A 15,952-nucleotide genomic window follows, 5' to 3' on the forward strand; every position below is an offset into this window, starting at 1 on the left:
AACCCCATCAGAGTCAAGGGGGTTAAAATTGTCAGTAATTTTTTCATGGATTCGATGACAGTAATAGGAGAAAATTATGATCATATTTAACGCTAGTTTTGCGCCAATATACCACAGCCAAAACTATCACAAGGGGGGGGGGAAGTCAAGGGTTATTTAATCATCATTTATTATGATTTTTATATTTAAGATAGTTTTGGGTTATATAAATATTTTTGACTGGTTGCAAGGTTATAGCTGGCAACGCAGATAAGCGAGGTTCTACCTCTACTTAGTTTCTTTGACCGAAATGATCACCTTCGCTACTAGGTTCCCCCGCAATAAATTGACCTGGTGCATCTTACATTTGCAGGAATACCGACAATCAGCAATTATACTAAATCCGTTGAGTATAGGCTGCTTATAAAGGAGAGAACCTCATGCAAAAGGGGGAATAAATAATCAGTTTTTAATAACCAGATTTAGTATTGGCCTGTTGGCGAATTTTATCTTTAATATAGTCGGGAATAGGGCTGGGATTCATGCTTCTAAGGGTGAAATTAATCCTCTTTTAACCGCTTCATTTAATCCTTGAGACTTCTTTAACAAGTTTATTTGATAAATTTGCATCAATGACCAAAGTTCCCTATTTTCAAAGGTTGATAAATCCCTCTCTTGTTGTTTATTGAGCAACTCGCTTAATCTTTGATCTTGTTCCGATGCCATTTGTAATTGAGTTAATTTGATAATTTATTTATCTGATAATGAATTTAGGGATGAGATTTTTTCGCCTTGATAATTGGGACTAATAGAAAAAGCGATTGCTTCTACTAATATATCATTAAGATCACGGTTAATTGAATGGGCTAAGGATTGAGCTAGATTAAAAATCTCATCAGGTAGGGTTAAAGTAATTGAAATGGCCATAAGCCTTTTTTATGTGGGGTTATAGAGATATTATGATTATAGCTCAAATTCTTGTTACCCATAGGGATAAACTGGTTCAAAAGTAACAGAATAGCTCCTTTAAGCTTCTTTTATAAACCTCAGATTTCGAGGCAAGATTTACCGATAACTTAACTCACGGCAAGACTGATTAAATTTCGATATAAAATATATTGTCCTAAAGCTATTTCAAAATCTCTCATAGGTGAGGGACTTAAAAAGCTTTTGATTTCTACAACAATTTTACGTCCATTTCTTTCAGCAGGCAAAGGTTTTTCTGCTGCTAAATCAGCAAAAATTCAACATCTTTATATTTAATTTTATAAGGGTGCTGATCCCCCCTTCCCCCAAGGTAGGGTTAATTCATGAATTAACCCTACCTTGGGGGTTGATTCGTGAATCAACCCTACCTTAATAAGGGGGGTACTGATCCCCCCTGCCCCCCTTGATAAGGGGGGTGCCGATAGGCGGGGGTATCTGAATTAACACCCACTTACTTAGGGGAGAATTGTTGATTACTTCCCTCTAGTTTTTTCGGCCCAAACTTTGCTGGGTAATCCCCAAACATAGATGAAACCTTCGGCAGCTTTATGATCAAATTGATCCTCGGCTCCGTAGGTAGCTAAATCGGGAGAATAGATAGAATTGACTGACTGACGACCGACCACTTTAGCGTTACCTTTAAACAGTTTCACTCGCACCGATCCCGTCACCTGTTCTTGGGTTTTGAGGATAAAAGCATCGATCGCTTCCTTTAAGGGACTGTACCACAATCCTTTATAAATTAACTGTCCGTAGGTCTCTTCAATTCCCCGTTTATATTGGGTAACATCTCCAGTTAAAGTCAAACTTTCTAAGTCCCGGTGAGCATCAATTAAAACTAATAAAGCCGGAGCCTCGTAAATTTCTCGCGATTTAATTCCCACTACCCGGTTTTCGATCATATCTAAACGACCAACACCGTGTTTACCCACTAGGTCATTTAATTGACTAATTAGCGTGACAGAATCGAGATTTTCTCCGTTTAAACTGACAGGAATCCCCTGATTAAAACCAATATCGACGTATTCCGGCTCGTTGGGAGTATCGGCGATCGCTTTGGTCATTAAATAGATTTCTTCCGGGGGTTCCGTCATCGGATCTTCCAAAGGACCGGCTTCAATACTGCGCCCCAACAGGTTACGATCGATACTAAAAGGCGAGGATTTTTTCACAGGAGACTCGATCCCGAATTTTTCCCCGTAGGCGATGGTTTCTTCCCGGCTCATGCCCCATTCCCTGGCGGGAGCGAGAACTTTTAAACTAGGATTAAGGGTCATAATGCCCACATCAAAACGCACTTGATCGTTACCTTTGCCGGTGCAACCGTGAGCGACGGCATCGGCCCCGTATTTCTCGGCGGCCTCTACTAATAATTTAGCGATTAAAGGACGAGCCAGGGCGGTAGAAAGGGGATAACGATTTTCGTAGAGAGCATTAGCTTGAATTGAGGGAAAAGCGTATTCTTTGACGAATTCTTCTTGAGCATTGACTACTAAGGATTCGATCGCTCCGCAGCGCAGAGCCTTTTCTTGAATCGGTCCTAATTCGTCTCCCTGTCCTAAATCGGCGGCTAGGGTAATCACTTCTTCTACTCCCCATTCCTGTTTGAGATAGGGAATACAGACGGAAGTATCGACTCCTCCGGAATAAGCTAAAACCACTCTCTTGGCGCGTCCCATAATTTTTTCACCTAAAAACGACTAATTGATTACTCTTTTAAGTTTATTATATATCCTGGGGATTGGATGCTTCTTTTTTAATGCTTTTTTGTTTAGTTTTTGATGAAGAAACGGAATATGAAGTCACGAGTAGAGAGCCAAAACTAAACGGGCAACCGGCCCCTATTTACGTTTACTGGCAGCACGACGGGGGGATTTTTTCGGAGCGGTATTTGGGGGATTATCGTTAGTTTTATCTTTAAATATTGGAATAGTAAAATGAAACTGACTGCCGTGATTTTTGCCCCGGGATTCTGCCCAAATTTCGCCGCCCCAACCATTGACGATCTGACGACAGATAGCCAGTCCTAAACCGGTTCCCCCGGCACTGCGTTGCAGGGCTCCTTCCTCTTGGTAAAAGCGATCAAAAACCTGTTCTAAACGATTGGGTTCGATCCCGCGTCCGGTGTCAGAAATGGTCACTTCTAGAGTTTTTGGTTTTCCCAAAGCGACTTCGATCGAGACATTTCCCTCCCGTCCGGTAAACTTACAGGCATTATCGAGAAGTTTGGAGAGTAATTCCACTAACCACTCGCCATCGGCTAAAACAAAGGGCAGATTAGGGGGGACAAGGTTGCTAATTTTGGGGTTTTCGTTGTCGAGATTGAGGGAGTGAACGTGACTGATGGCTAATTCCACACATTCCGATAAGGATAAAGCTTCGGGATTCCAATTAACCCGGCCACTTTCTAACCTAGAAAGAGTTAAAAAATCTTGGATTAATTTACGCATTCGTTCCGCATCTTTCAGGGCAGTATCAAGCATAATTTGGCGCATTTCCGCCGGCATATCCGGTTCCGAGGCCAAACTTTCTAGACAGACTTGAATGGTGGAGAGGGGGGTGCGTAATTCGTGGCCGGTAATGGCGACTAAATTAGAACGAGTGCGATCGAGGGCGGCTAATTGTTCATTTAAATCCTGTAAATTAGCGTAGGCTTCGGCTTGAATGAGGGCGACTCCGATTTGAGTGGCCACCGCGTCCACAAGGGCGACATCCTCGCTCTTCCAAGTGGTGGTATAGGGTCCACAGTGATGCAGTTCCAACATTCCCAAGAGACGACTTTGGTAAAAAATCGGCACTAATAACCAGGAATAGATGGAACATTCCCGCACCAGATTTTGGATGGAATCACCGGGGAGACGAGGATCGTGAATAGCGTCTTCGATTTTTAGGGATTCTCTCAATTCCAGCACTTCCTGAAACAGAGGGTTATTTTTCAGGGGCCATTTTTGTCCTTTGATGGAACTAATGCCGGAGTTTAAAAATTCGTGTTCGATGGTGGCGTTAATGTCGGCTTCCTTACAACGATAGACCACGCAGCGACAGACTCCCAATCCCTCCCCCAATTTCCGCACTGCCACCTGGAGGATATCTTCCGGATCGAGGGAACGACGGATCGCCGCTGTCACCGAGTTGATCAGTCTTTCCTTGTGTTCTTTCGATGCCAAGGAACGATTGGCTTTCAGCAGTTTATACTGTCCCGCTTGCAAATAAGTGACCAATCGCTGGACAAAGGGATCCGGTTCCTCTTGATGATCCCTGTCCGTCAGTTCACAGATCAGGTATTCTTCTTGGGCGCGCCTAATTTTCTCTGCCAGTTCGGGACGATAATCGAGAATATGATTTAAGAGAATTTGGGCGGCCTGTTGACTCACATGGCGATCGCTCGTCCAAATCCCCTCAAAACGGCGATTATTATCCATAGCTGCCCTATTTTCCCCTTCGGCTACCAGATGGGTTCGTTCCCGACAGATTAAACAACTAGCATAATGGCGACTGATAACCACTAGATGCCATTCTTGGGCTAAACTGTCGTCCGGTTGAAAAGCGATCGTCTCGTAAACGTCGGAACTATGCTTAAAATCGGTTTCTGGGGCTGACAAAACATAAACTTGCCCGCTTTTGTGGGCAATGCGTCGGTAGCGATGGGCCTCTTGACGATAAAAGCGCTCACGCTGAAAACTGGCAATCACTAATGGTTGATCGTCTTCCGCTAAAACCTGATCCTCCATGGCGTGAGATAGCGCGGTCAGGGATGCTTTGAAGTACATCTGCGATCGCCATTGGGGGAGTAACTGCAACAGTTCTGTTAAAACAGAAGTTGATCTGCTCATCGATGATCTGTTTCGAGTCGAGTGTGACTAGCAAGCGCAATAGAGGGAACTAGCAATTTCTCCCTTGACCCTATCCTACAGGCTCAAGGGGACAAGAGGTGAGATCGTGATGGCAAGAAATTTAAACCGAGTGATGCCAAAAGTGAGGGAAATTATTCTAAGTAGGGAGGCACAATTATTTGTAGGATGGGTTAGCGGTAGCGTAACATGAGCGGGCGTTGGGTTTCATGCTTCAACCCAACCTACGTTCATCTTATATTTAATTCCACCCACCCACTTAGTTAACTAGATGTAGGCGACTTTCATTGCCCAAAGAATCAGAGCAATAATACTACCGATAACGATAATCGACGATATCGCCACTACTGCCGGTTTATCGGCTCCCTCGAATTTCATGATGCCACGATTTAAGTCTGACATTGCTTTTAACTCCTTTTCATGAGATGGATGTAGAAAGTATGAGACACTTTAGGATCATAAATTAGCTAACTCTCATCTATCCGTGTTATTAGAAATTGGTATCATTCGGCTGTCTTTAATCATTCTAGGCGTTCTTTTCGCCCTTGGCCTTCTCCTTGAGGCTATTTTAAGAATTGTCTTCGGGTTCGGTAATCCGCTTATTTACGAAGCCGATGCCGAAATTGGCTATCTTTTGGCTCCTAATCAACAAACGCGCCGGTTTTCCAATTTTATCGCCGTTAATCAGTATTCGATGCGCAGCGATCCGATTACACCCCAACGGCCTCCAGAGACGACGAGAATCATGTTAATCGGTGATTCGATCGCTAATGGCTCCTGGTGGACAGATCAAAAAGAGACCATTGCTGCTTTAATCACCAAAAATTTAGGCCAAAATCTGACGGGTTCAGTGCAAGTTCTCAATGCTTCGGCTAATTCGTGGGGACCACGCAATCAATTGGCCTATCTGCGACGTTTCGGCACCTTTGAATCTCAGGTGATTGTGTTATTAATGAACACCGATGATCTGTTCGCTTTAGCTCCTAGTTCGGCGGTAGTAGGACGAGAAATTAATTATCCTGATCGCCGGCCAGCTTTAGCTTTAATCGAATTATACGATCGATATTTTAAGCGTTATCCTCCCCTACCACCGATGCAAGAAGGAGGCGATCGAGTGGGCAATAATTTAACCGCTCTTGCCCAAATTCAAGCCCTTGCTCAGACTAATCAAGCCCGTTTAATTATCGCTATTACCCCCCTCATTCGCGAAGCCCAAAAACAGGGGCGAGATTATGAATTGAAATCCCGTCAAAGACTAGCAGATTTCACCGGCAACCAGCAGATTTTTTATCTAGATTTTCTGCCCATTTTTCAAGCTCATCCTAATCCTGATTCCCTCTATATCGATAATATTCATCTCAGCCGAGACGGTAACGATTTAATCAGTCAAAAACTGACCGAGGCAATCAAAAAAGTCTTTTAATTAGCTTTGCCTGAAAAAGTTTCTTGCTGGGCGCATAATTCAGGATTTAGGAGTCAGGGTGATAGGGATTTAGGGGTTTAGGGGTTTAGGGAAATTTCAGCCAAATGCTCCACTTCCCCATCACCCCACTTCCCCATCACCCCACTTCCCCATCACCCCACTTCCCCAATTCATAATTCATAATTCATAATTCATAATTCATAATTCCCTAACAACCATACCAAAGCTTTTCTATCTGTTTTGCTAGGTCCAATAACTCAGAGCGATCGCTTGTATCCCTTAAGAGGGTGACATGGCCTAATTTTCGACCGGGACGGGATTTTTTACCGTACCAAAAAACGTGAGCGTCTGGAATTGCCGCTAAAACTGCTCTTTTTTCGGCATAATCGCCGTCACTATCCTCAAAACCCAATAGATTAACCATAACTGCCCCGGCAGATTTTAAGTCCGTGGCTCCGAGGGGCAAATTAGCCACTGCAAGCAGTTGTAGGGCAAATTGGGAGGTAAGACAGGCAGAAAGGGTGTAATGACCCGAATTATGGGTACGGGGAGCGATTTCATTAATCAATACCTCTCCCTGCGGAGTGACAAATAACTCTATCCCGAAAACACCCACCGCCGACAAACTACTTAACAGATGATGGGCGATAGGTTCGGTTTGAGCGTGTAAAGATTGGTTAAGAGCGGCGGGAGCGATTACCCAGTGACAGACTTGCTCCTCTTGATGGGTTTCCACCACGGGATAGGTGACGATTTCCCCAGTTAATCCCCTAGCGGCAACGATGGCTAATTCTCGCTCGTAGGGAATATAAGCTTCTAACATCAAGTCAAGACGCTCTAATTGCGGCTTTTTGGCCTTTAATTCTTCAGGAGTGCGGATAATAAAGGTTCCTTGACCATCATAACCGTGTCGTCGCGCTTTCAGCACTAGCGGAAAAGGATAATTTTCTAGTTGGGATAAATTATCTATCGCCCAAAAATCAGGCACAGGCAATCCTAGGGAGCGTAAATAACATCTTTGCTCGTATTTGTCCAATAGGGGGCGCAGATTTGCCAAACTAGGATAGAATTTCACTCCTGTGGCCGCTAATTCTTCTAGGGCATCTAAATTAACAAACTCATTTTCAAAAGTGATCAGATCACAATGTTGAGCTAGTTTTTTTGTGCCTTCCACGTCGGCTATTTCCGCAAAGACAACCCCGTCAGCTAAAGCAACGGCGGGATCGTCGGGGTGTGGTGTTTGTACAATTAGAGAAATGCCTAATTTCTTGGCTTCCTGTGCCATCATCCATGCTAATTGTCCACCACCAATAACACCAACCCGGGTTTGCATCATTGATCACATCCTAAAGATTCCGGGGTAGAGACGCCGGTTTTTGAGTTGACACCCTCGGCTCTTTCACAGAGATTTTTGATTTGTTGAGCGTCAAGCACGGCAAAACTGAAATCAGCACCGTTGATATTGACTCCCTCGAAAATGGTACGCAGCATAATTGCTTCGGCAAAAATGGCATCGCTTAAATCGGAATTTTTAAAGGTACTCAGATAGGCTAACCCATTGGTTAAGTCCGCTCCATGAAAGTTGCCTTCGATGATAGAGGCTCCGTTAAACACCGCCCCGCGCAAATCGGCAGAGCTAAAGTTAGAATCTTGCAGATTAACGTTAGTAAATTGGGCAGATTGCAAATTTTGTCCCGAAAAATCCTTTCCTGTCAGATTCTGGTTTTCATAACTGGCATTGGCTCCTGTGACAGCAGCAGAACTGGCAGCTAAGGCATTGACAGGAGATAGGATAAATAGTAATGCAAAAAAAGCGATCGCTAATCGAAAGATAGTCTTCATTGGCGGCAAATTCCATCAGTGGGCATTCTTGATTTTATAGCAGTAAGTCATCAGCCGTCAGCTTTCCGCCAGTCGCCAGAAATTGCCGGCACACAAACCTTTATCGAAAATTTGGGTTAAAACCCCGTCGTTTTACGACGGCTTTTCCTGATCTTTGATATAAGACTTAAGAACTTCCAGGGTTGCACCTCCTACAGAAGAGACGAAATAACTGGGCGACCAAAGAGCGTCTTTCCCGTACGGTTTAGGATAACCAGCTTGTCCATGCCTGCGACTAGAGACTCCCTTTAAAGAATTGACCATCACGGAAATAGATAATTTCGGTGGATATTCAATCAATGCGTGTACATGATCGGACTCCCCGTTAAATTCCAATATCTGAAAATTCATCTTTTCCGCAACTTCCCTAAAAGATTTTTCAACCAAAGTCAGACTTTTACCAGTAAAAACCTTACTTCTGTATTTTGTCACACAGACCAAGTGTATCTTTAGATCGGAAACAGAGTTTCTCTCTTTTCGCAACCGACTTGACATTATTGACAGACCTAGTTAAAATAAATACAGACACAAATATCTTAACCCAATGAAAGCGAGGTATCAATACCGTATTTACCCAACAGACCAACAAAAGAGGCTTTTGTCTCAATTGTTCGGGTGTGTGCGCGTTGTCTGGAACGATACCTTAGCTTACTGTCAAGAACTCTATCGACAAGGGGAGAAAAAGCCAAAATATACCGAGTTATCTAAAAGACTAACTCAAATTAAAAAGACGACAGAAAAAGTCTGGCTGACCGAGGTTTCTTCTATCCCTTTGCAGCAGTCTTTGAGAGACTTAGAGACAGCCTATTCTAACTTTTTTGCATCTTGCAAGGGAGAGAGAAAAGGAAAGAAAGTCAAACCTCCCAAGTTTAAAAAACGTAAATCTAAACAATCGGCAAGATTTACTGACAATGGTTTTACCATCAATCAATATCACGTTACTTTAGCAAAAATCGGTGATTTAAGAATAGTTTGGAGTCGTCCATTACCTTCTAAACCTTCTAGTGTCACCGTGATTAAAGACCCAGCAGATCGTTATTTTCTCAGCTTTGTTGTCGAGATTCATCCCGAAACACTTCCTAATAATGGGGAGTCAGTGGGAATTGATCTAGGGATTGCTACCTTTGCTACCCTCTCAACAGGGGAAAAGATAGACGCACCGAAACCGTTAAAGAAACGATTGAAACGACTAAGAAAAGCACAGAAAAACCTTTCTAGAAAACAGAAAGGAAGTAAGCGACGGGAAAAAGCTAGGAAACGAGTAGCTAAAATCCACGCAAAGATTAAAGACACTCGCACTGATTTCTTGCAGAAACTATCCACTAGAATCGTTCGTGAGAATCAAACGATAGTTTTAGAGGATTTAAACACATCGGGAATGCTTAAGAATCGCAAGTTATCCCGTGCCATATCAGACTTAGGATGGCGTTCTTTCCGAGATATGCTATCGGCAAAATCTGATAAATATGGGCGTAATTTTCGGATAATTTCCCGATGGGAGCCAACGTCTCAGCGATGTTCCTGTTGTGGGAATATTGGCGGAAAAAAAGCGTTAAATATCCGTGAGTGGGAATGTCTTTTCTGTGGGACTTTCCATGATAGGGATGTAAACGCCGCAATTAATATCAAGGTCGCCGGTGGACAATCGGAGACTTTAAACGGGCGTGGAGGACAGCATAAGACTTCTGTTAAAGAAGCAGCATCCCGTGAAGCGTCAACCCAGCGGTCGGTCGTTCAATTAAGTTTGTTTGATCTGCCGGTCATCACCGTCCGGCCCCGGCGGTGAGGATGTCAAAATAGCTGTCTGAGCTTATACTGTCATGCAATTTGGTCTAAACAAAAATATTTAAGCTACAGTCCCTCAGCTTTCAGTTAAATAAAGTAAAAGACAAAAGTTAATTCATTTTCTCTCTCCTGACTTCTATTTCTAAGGACAATTTCTGATTTATACAAGAGGTTTGATGGATACACCGCAACTTTTATTCAATGGTTTAGCCGTCGGCAGTATTATTGCTCTGGCTGCTGTTGGGTTAACCCTTACCTGTGGCATTTTGCGTCTGTCTAATTTTGCCCACGGCGATTTTATGACTTTGGGTGCTTACATAACTTGGGTGGTAAATGCACAAGGGATTAATCTCTGGTTAGCGATGCTGGTGGGGGCAGCGGTGACAGCTATTGCCATGCTCATTGCCGAGAGATTATTATGGAAACCTATGCGCGATCGACGGGCTGATTCTACCACTTTAATTATTATTTCGATCGGTTTGGCTTTATTTCTTCGCAATGGTATTTTAATGATCTGGGGCGGCAGTAATCAACGCTACGATCTCCCTGTGATGACCGCTACAGAAATTTTTGGTATTAAAGTAGCTTTCGATCGCTTGTTAGTTATTGGTTTGGCAATTATAGTTATTATTGCCCTCCATTTTTTATTACAAAAAACTAAGATCGGTAAGGCGATGCGTGCCGTAGCTGACAGCAACGATTTAGCTAGAGTAACCGGAATTAACGTCGAATGGGTTGTCTTCTGGACATGGATAATTACGGGAGTTTTAACTGCTTTAGCCGGAGGGATGTTCGGGTTAATTACTGGGGGAGTACGTCCCAATATGGGCTGGTTTTTAATCTTACCAATGTTTGCGGCCGTTATTTTAGGTGGTATTGGTAATCCCTACGGAGCGATTGCTGGGGCTTTAATTATTGGTGTTGCCCAAGAAATTAGTGTTCCCTTAATTGGTTCTGATTATAAATTAGCCGTGGCTTTATTAATTATGATCTTGCTGTTATTATTCCGCCCCCAAGGTTTATTTAAAGGCACGGTTTAACAGTTATCAGTTATCAGTTATCAGATGTAAGTTTTAAGTTATCAGATGTAAGTTTTAAGTTATTTATCTTCATCTTTATCCCTGATTACTGTTTACTGATTACTGTTTACTGATCACTGAAAAGCCCAATCTTTAATCCTGAATATATTCTTCCCCGGTGATTAAAGCGTATTCAGCGCGGGTAAATTCTCGACCTAAATAAGCAGCATGATCGAACATAGTAATGGGACAAGGTTGGGTTTCTTCGATTACTTTGACGGCTAATTCTTTGGCAGTCCTAGCGGTATAAATAGACTCAGGATTGCGATCAAGTTTTTGCCTAACACCGATAACTTTTCCCGTTTCTGGATCGACGGCTAAACCTTTCTCGTTGATAATATTGCTGTAATGTTTGGCACAGATTAACCCAGCTTCTCGGTCTAGATAAATAATAAAATATCCTGCGGGATCGAGAGCGATCGGACGTTTGGAAAGTTGATGATCAATAGCCGTGATTTGGGATTTTAATTCGCTCATTTTCTTGACAAAATCACTTAAATATGTAGGTAGGCGTTAAAAATTATCAGACACCCCCCTTATCAAGGGTAGGGTTGATTCATGAATCAACCCTACCTTATCAAGGAGGGCAGAGGGGATCGAACCTAAAATCCATTTTTAATTTAATTATAACCAGCTACTTATGTAGTTGAAAGCAAGAGCAAATTATATCACATACCATCATTCTTGTCCTCTGGCAACATGGGGATAAACTCAGAAAAACATAAACAGGGACACTTGTAGAGTAACCCAAGGGCTAGTATTATTGTCCGCGGCGAGACGAATAGCAGTGCCTGGAAAAGCCACGGACCCAACCCCCTGAAGCAAGAAATTTTGAGACAGATAATATCGCCCAATTAACAGTAATTCATGGCCAAGATCATAGGATTTCAGCGTCTGGAGGGCGGGATTACCCCCTAAATTATTCAAAGTGTCGGCAAACCGGTAGTAGTAATCTAGGGATAACTCAAAGTTACTGTTAGGCATCACCGTAAAATTGACTCGATGAGAAAAACTATTAGAGTTGTTATAAACCTTGCCGAGACTAATTCCCTGTAACCAGTCAGTTAAACCACTCGCTTGCAAGGGATCAAAACGTTCGTATGTAGCAGTTTTGGGGTTATCGCCACTAAAACCGGCAAAGCGGTAGCTAAAGCTAGGCTGCCAGCGCACATTTTGAACACTGTAGCCTAACCAAAGATAACCCCCCTGAGCCGACATACTATACCGGTCATTAAATTGGTAGGCATATTCCCCCTGAAACCACAGTCCGGGTACCCCAAACAATGGCGATAACTGCAATCGGGGATTAATCACCTGTAACCCTTGACGGGTTAGCCGTTCACCATCGGGCAGCAAATAAGTCCGGGATGATTGAGGTACACCCACATAGGTTAAAACAGCCTCAACCCCTTGATTGTTGTTATACTGGGCGCTAATTCCCAAATATTGTGTATTGCTATCAGCCACTGATAGCTCATCTGGCTCCAGAAAGAACCCCTGTAAACGAAAATACCCCCAGCGCAAATCAGACAGCACTGTCATCTCGTAGGCAGTGCGGGGGTTAGAGTAGCTCGCCGCTCGATCTAGAGCATTAGCCGAACCGCTAAACTGAGAAAACAAAAAGCCTTGATTGAGTTGGAAAATTTGCCGTCCTGCCGATAGGTTAAAAACGAGAGGATTTCCCGTTTTAGCCACCAGAAAACCGCCGTAGAGCCTTTCAATATTACCGTAGAACCTTGAGTCTGTACGGAAAATGTCCGGTTGAACTGTCCCAGATACCGTATAGGAAGCGCCACCATAGATATACACAGGAGAATTCCCCAGACCAGTAATACCTGCTAAACCAGGCTCTAGATAAAATTCTCCCCAAGTAATTGTTCCCTTCGGTTGGTAGGAACTGGGGGCAAAATTTTCTGGGTTGCCAAACCAGGGATTAGTATCACTAAAGACTCCCACACCCCCATTGAGGATCAATTTAACTAAACTGCGATCGCTCTCGTAGAGGGTAGGAAAATCCCGTAACTTGCCACTGATCACCATACCCCTTGGCGGTTTAGGGCCGGGGACTTGGGAGACCTCCTGTGGTTTCAAATTGACCAGCAACGCCACAATGACCACACCGGGCAGATTTGACTGGTAGAGACGATACTCGGCACTCTCGACAAAGGGCAAGCGCTGCACCTGATTCAGTCCCTGATCCGCCAAAAGGGGACTAAAGTTTCCCCCGGCCCGAATGCCAAAACTATTCGCCAGTTGCCGTCGGCTCTCTTCCTCTTGCTTCGGGTCGTTGCTGGGGTTGCGAACGTAGATAAACACCCGTTCAATGGGAAACCCCTCGCCAAAATTGGGGGGAATCCTTAACCTGGCATTGGGATCTTTTGGCGGCGACGCTGTAGATTCAGGGGATGGTAACTCTGCCGGTTCCGTTGGCGAGACATCATCCTGGCTCACTTGTGCAGTCGGGAGATTAGCTCCAGGCTGCTGCTGCTTAAATTGTGCAACCGAGTTCGGGGGAAGGTGGAGGACTGGCCCCAGACTAGCCCCATTTTCTAAGGGGTCGGTTATCGGGGTGGACTCCTCAGCGATCGCAGTTTCGGCCAAGAGCTGCCCTTGACCAGCAAAGGCGAGATTAAACAATGCTAACACTGAAAAAGAAGTTACTAGCCTGATAGCCCGACGATATCCAAAAGCAGCAAAAACCATAACGACAAATCGCAGAGAAAGGTCAAGGAGGGGCAAGAGAGCCGTTATTCGGGTTTGAGACGGACGCGTTTGCCACCACCGGAGACTTGTAAGGTTTGACCGCTCACCCAAGAGCCAGCCGGCGAAGCTAACCAGAGAAAAGCGTTAGCAATATCTTGGGGTTTACCGGCGCGTCCAGTCAGGTTGTCGGGATGAGCTAGAGCATATTGGGCTTTTTCATCCAAACCAGCAGCGGCATAACCCTCGGTGATCACTGTACCAATTAAGACAGTATTGACGCGGACCTGTTTAGCAAAATAGTGAGCCAGACCTAGCATCAGATGGTTAAGGGCGGCTTTAGCGGCGGAATAGGCAATAAAGTCAAAAGCTGGCAAAACCCCCACCAGCGAACCGGAGTTAGTAATCGTGGCGTTTTCCGCTTTCAGCAAATAGGGACGACAAGCAGAAGTCATCCGCGTAGCCGCTAAGGTATTGAGTTTATAGCTTTCGATCATTTCCTCCATGGGAACCTCTAGGGGGTCGTCGTAAGCTTTACCCCAACCTACATTGTTAACAAGGGTAGAAATGCCGCCAAAAGCTGCCACCGTTTTGGCCACACATTGTTGAATATCTTCCTCCACAGTGACGTTGCAGCCGATCCCTAGAACTTGATTCCCTGTGACAGCTTGAATAGCCTCGGCTGTTGCTTGGGCTTTTTCTCCATTCAGGTCGGCAATCATGACCTTGGCTCCCGCGCCAGAAAAGGTTTTCGCAATGGCTTCCCCAATATTTTGGGCTCCGCCGGTGACAATGGCCACATGACCATCCATGCGAAAATCAGCAAAAGCATCAAAATTGCTCATATTCTCTCCTTTTTGTCGTTAAATACGGTTAAATGAATCGATAATAGACTGTTAGTCCAATTCCTGAACCCCGCCGCCGCTAACGGTGAGGATCTGCCCACTCACCCAACTGGCCGCCGGTGAACAGAGGAAAAGGGCAGCATAGGCAATATCACTGGGTTCCCCTAAGCGGGCGAGGGGGGTATGCTTGAGCATCACTTTTTCAATATCCGGAGTCAGCACCTTCGCCAAGGCATCGGTTTTGATCGCACCGGGGGCGATCGCATTTACCCGAATTCCTTTCGGCCCGAGATCAAAAGCAATATTGCGGGTGAGGTGGCTGACGGCGGCCTTAGAGGAGCTATAAGAGGCCATATTGATATTCTTGTTCTCTGCTGACATCGAGGAGATATTTAAAATCGCTCCTCCCCCCGCCGCTTCCATATAAGGGACACATAATTGACAGAGATGAAACGCCGAAAATACATTGATTTTATAGGCCCAGATGAAAGTATCCATGGGCATATCAAAGGGTTTTGGCCCACCACCGCCGGCATTGTTTACCAGCAGGGTGATTTTGCCAAAAGCATCCAGGGTGGACTTAACCAAGTTTTCTAGAGCCTGTTCATTAGTAACATCACAGGCGACCGCGATCGCTCTGCCGCCCTTTTCCTTAATGCCATCAGCAACAATAGCGGCGGTGTCTTCCTTGAGGTCACTGACCACCACCGCTGCCCCTGCTTGGGCAAATAATTCGGCAATGCCTCGGCCAATGCCCGCACCTGCCCCAGTTACAATCGCTACTTGCCCATCGAGCTTAAATGCGTCCAAAACGGTCATAAAATCTCCATAATATTCAATGATGCTCGGTCATACCTCAAAAATCTACTCAGGCCGCCCTATGGCTTTCATCACCGCCGCATTAATAAACCAAGAGGCTATCCCGGCGATAATCCCTAAGATAATTGCGCCGATAACAGGTGTCACCAGAATCGTCCCCAAAAACTTTTGCAAGAATAGGGCAGCCAAGGCCACTGTACCAAAGACAAACAGAGCATAAAACAGGACTGTCCTGACTCCAAAAAAGAAGAAAGGGCGCTCTAAAAGTTCTGGGGAGGCGATGTGGAAATCTTTGGCTTTTTTGCGGAAGGTAAAAAAGGCAATCATCCCTAAGATGAGGGAAAGTATAAAAGCGGTCATCACTCCCGTGGAGAAGACCGTTTTTTCATGCCCTGATATGGTATCCACAGTAAGCGGTAGAGTATCTTTTCCTCGAAACATAAACCAGCCAATCACACCATTGTTGACATCCTCACCGCCGTAAACGGACGGTGATTCCCAAACCTCACGATTTAGGTTTCTGCTTCTTTCCCTTGCGGGGTTCCGCACCTGCCTTAACAGATTTACTCTGTTCTGGTCTTATGGTCGCTCTACAGACTGACA

The 15,952-nt window shown here is 44.6% G+C and carries 17 protein-coding genes; 3 read left to right on the forward strand and 14 right to left on the reverse strand.

Annotated elements, in window-relative coordinates:
• Window positions 1-519: 519 nt before the first annotated feature.
• The 6 genes from IM515_RS06890 to IM515_RS06915 all read right to left on the reverse strand — a co-directional run bounded on the left by IM515_RS06890 (window position 520) and on the right by IM515_RS06915 (window position 5,219).
• Window positions 520-705 (reverse strand): hypothetical protein, encoded by a 186-nt coding sequence (locus IM515_RS06890; protein WP_002760371.1) that lies wholly within the window; start codon window positions 703-705, stop codon window positions 520-522.
• Window positions 706-729: 24 nt separating this feature from the next.
• On the reverse strand, window positions 730-906 hold the full coding sequence (locus tag IM515_RS06895; RefSeq protein WP_287629923.1) for a hypothetical protein: 177 nt from the start codon (window positions 904-906) through the stop codon (window positions 730-732).
• A gap of 149 nt (window positions 907-1,055) precedes the next feature.
• Entirely contained in the window at window positions 1,056-1,193 is a 138-nt protein-coding gene (locus tag IM515_RS06900; RefSeq protein WP_002760378.1) for an element excision factor XisH family protein, read from the reverse strand.
• A 246-nt stretch (window positions 1,194-1,439) separates the two neighbouring features.
• Window positions 1,440-2,645, reverse strand: coding sequence for an argininosuccinate synthase (locus tag IM515_RS06905; RefSeq protein WP_002767727.1), 1,206 nt, complete (start codon window positions 2,643-2,645; stop codon window positions 1,440-1,442).
• 162 nt (window positions 2,646-2,807) lie between these two features.
• A complete protein-coding gene (locus tag IM515_RS06910; protein WP_287629924.1) occupies window positions 2,808-4,799 on the reverse strand; it encodes a DICT sensory domain-containing protein in 1,992 nt (663 codons plus the stop codon).
• Window positions 4,800-5,084: 285 nt separating this feature from the next.
• A complete protein-coding gene (locus IM515_RS06915; RefSeq protein ID WP_002736350.1) occupies window positions 5,085-5,219 on the reverse strand; it encodes a hypothetical protein in 135 nt (44 codons plus the stop codon).
• 82 nt (window positions 5,220-5,301) lie between these two features.
• On the opposite strand from IM515_RS06915, the gene IM515_RS06920 reads away from it, so the two are divergent.
• Window positions 5,302-6,240 (forward strand): SGNH/GDSL hydrolase family protein, encoded by a 939-nt coding sequence (locus IM515_RS06920; protein WP_002767729.1) that lies wholly within the window; start codon window positions 5,302-5,304, stop codon window positions 6,238-6,240.
• 208 nt (window positions 6,241-6,448) lie between these two features.
• Here the strand turns inward: IM515_RS06920 and IM515_RS06925 are convergent, their stop codons facing one another.
• The 3 genes from IM515_RS06925 to tnpA all read right to left on the reverse strand — a co-directional run bounded on the left by IM515_RS06925 (window position 6,449) and on the right by tnpA (window position 8,616).
• Entirely contained in the window at window positions 6,449-7,576 is a 1,128-nt protein-coding gene (locus IM515_RS06925; protein WP_287629925.1) for a 5-(carboxyamino)imidazole ribonucleotide synthase, read from the reverse strand.
• Window positions 7,573-8,082, reverse strand: coding sequence for a pentapeptide repeat-containing protein (locus IM515_RS06930; RefSeq protein WP_002760385.1), 510 nt, complete (start codon window positions 8,080-8,082; stop codon window positions 7,573-7,575). The genes IM515_RS06925 and IM515_RS06930 overlap by 4 nt, the downstream gene beginning before the upstream one ends.
• Before the next feature lie 132 nt (window positions 8,083-8,214).
• Window positions 8,215-8,616 (reverse strand): IS200/IS605 family transposase, encoded by a 402-nt coding sequence (gene tnpA, locus IM515_RS06935; protein ID WP_287629926.1) that lies wholly within the window; start codon window positions 8,614-8,616, stop codon window positions 8,215-8,217.
• A gap of 49 nt (window positions 8,617-8,665) precedes the next feature.
• On the opposite strand from tnpA, the gene IM515_RS06940 reads away from it, so the two are divergent.
• On the forward strand, window positions 8,666-9,907 hold the full coding sequence (locus IM515_RS06940) for an RNA-guided endonuclease InsQ/TnpB family protein (RefSeq protein ID WP_287632742.1): 1,242 nt from the start codon (window positions 8,666-8,668) through the stop codon (window positions 9,905-9,907).
• A 175-nt stretch (window positions 9,908-10,082) separates the two neighbouring features.
• Window positions 10,083-10,946, forward strand: a complete 864-nt coding sequence (locus tag IM515_RS06945; protein WP_002754026.1) for a branched-chain amino acid ABC transporter permease — start codon at window positions 10,083-10,085, stop codon at window positions 10,944-10,946.
• Window positions 10,947-11,078: 132 nt separating this feature from the next.
• Here the strand turns inward: IM515_RS06945 and IM515_RS06950 are convergent, their stop codons facing one another.
• The 5 genes from IM515_RS06950 to IM515_RS06970 form a co-directional block, all read right to left on the reverse strand.
• Window positions 11,079-11,462 carry a DUF4346 domain-containing protein gene (locus tag IM515_RS06950; protein WP_002735883.1) on the reverse strand — a complete coding sequence of 128 codons (384 nt, stop codon included), beginning with the start codon at window positions 11,460-11,462 and terminating at the stop codon, window positions 11,079-11,081.
• A 234-nt stretch (window positions 11,463-11,696) separates the two neighbouring features.
• Window positions 11,697-13,631: an alginate export family protein gene (locus IM515_RS06955; RefSeq protein ID WP_287629928.1), complete on the reverse strand. Its 1,935-nt coding sequence runs from the start codon at window positions 13,629-13,631 to the stop codon at window positions 11,697-11,699.
• A 101-nt stretch (window positions 13,632-13,732) separates the two neighbouring features.
• Window positions 13,733-14,530, reverse strand: a complete 798-nt coding sequence (locus IM515_RS06960; RefSeq protein WP_002786918.1) for an SDR family oxidoreductase — start codon at window positions 14,528-14,530, stop codon at window positions 13,733-13,735.
• Between the two features lie 51 nt (window positions 14,531-14,581).
• Entirely contained in the window at window positions 14,582-15,349 is a 768-nt protein-coding gene (hdhA, locus tag IM515_RS06965) for a 7-alpha-hydroxysteroid dehydrogenase (protein WP_002767739.1), read from the reverse strand.
• A 45-nt stretch (window positions 15,350-15,394) separates the two neighbouring features.
• Window positions 15,395-15,898 carry a permease gene (locus tag IM515_RS06970; protein ID WP_287629929.1) on the reverse strand — a complete coding sequence of 168 codons (504 nt, stop codon included), beginning with the start codon at window positions 15,896-15,898 and terminating at the stop codon, window positions 15,395-15,397.
• Between the last annotated feature and the right edge of the window lie 54 nt (window positions 15,899-15,952).

Source organism: Microcystis sp. M44BS1 (assembly GCF_020244875.1).
In the GTDB taxonomy this organism is placed as follows: Bacteria; Cyanobacteriota; Cyanobacteriia; order Cyanobacteriales; family Microcystaceae; genus Microcystis; species Microcystis panniformis.

Bases quoted from the DNA above. Each gene is read 5' to 3' on its own strand.
- IM515_RS06910 (WP_287629924.1), bottom strand. From the start codon at position 4,799: ATGAGCAGATCAACTTCTGTTTTAACAGAACTGTTGCAGTTACTCCCC.
- tnpA (WP_287629926.1), bottom strand. From the start codon at position 8,616: ATGTCAAGTCGGTTGCGAAAAGAGAGAAACTCTGTTTCCGATCTAAAG.
- IM515_RS06930 (WP_002760385.1), bottom strand. From the start codon at position 8,082: ATGAAGACTATCTTTCGATTAGCGATCGCTTTTTTTGCATTACTATTT.
- IM515_RS06890 (WP_002760371.1), bottom strand. From the start codon at position 705: ATGGCATCGGAACAAGATCAAAGATTAAGCGAGTTGCTCAATAAACAA.
- IM515_RS06960 (WP_002786918.1), bottom strand. From the start codon at position 14,530: ATGAGCAATTTTGATGCTTTTGCTGATTTTCGCATGGATGGTCATGTG.
- IM515_RS06925 (WP_287629925.1), bottom strand. From the start codon at position 7,576: ATGATGCAAACCCGGGTTGGTGTTATTGGTGGTGGACAATTAGCATGG.
- IM515_RS06915 (WP_002736350.1), bottom strand. From the start codon at position 5,219: ATGTCAGACTTAAATCGTGGCATCATGAAATTCGAGGGAGCCGATAAA.
- IM515_RS06940 (WP_287632742.1), top strand. From the start codon at position 8,666: ATGAAAGCGAGGTATCAATACCGTATTTACCCAACAGACCAACAAAAG.
- hdhA (WP_002767739.1), bottom strand. From the start codon at position 15,349: ATGACCGTTTTGGACGCATTTAAGCTCGATGGGCAAGTAGCGATTGTA.
- IM515_RS06945 (WP_002754026.1), top strand. From the start codon at position 10,083: ATGGATACACCGCAACTTTTATTCAATGGTTTAGCCGTCGGCAGTATT.
- IM515_RS06905 (WP_002767727.1), bottom strand. From the start codon at position 2,645: ATGGGACGCGCCAAGAGAGTGGTTTTAGCTTATTCCGGAGGAGTCGAT.
- IM515_RS06895 (WP_287629923.1), bottom strand. From the start codon at position 906: ATGGCCATTTCAATTACTTTAACCCTACCTGATGAGATTTTTAATCTA.
- IM515_RS06950 (WP_002735883.1), bottom strand. From the start codon at position 11,462: ATGAGCGAATTAAAATCCCAAATCACGGCTATTGATCATCAACTTTCC.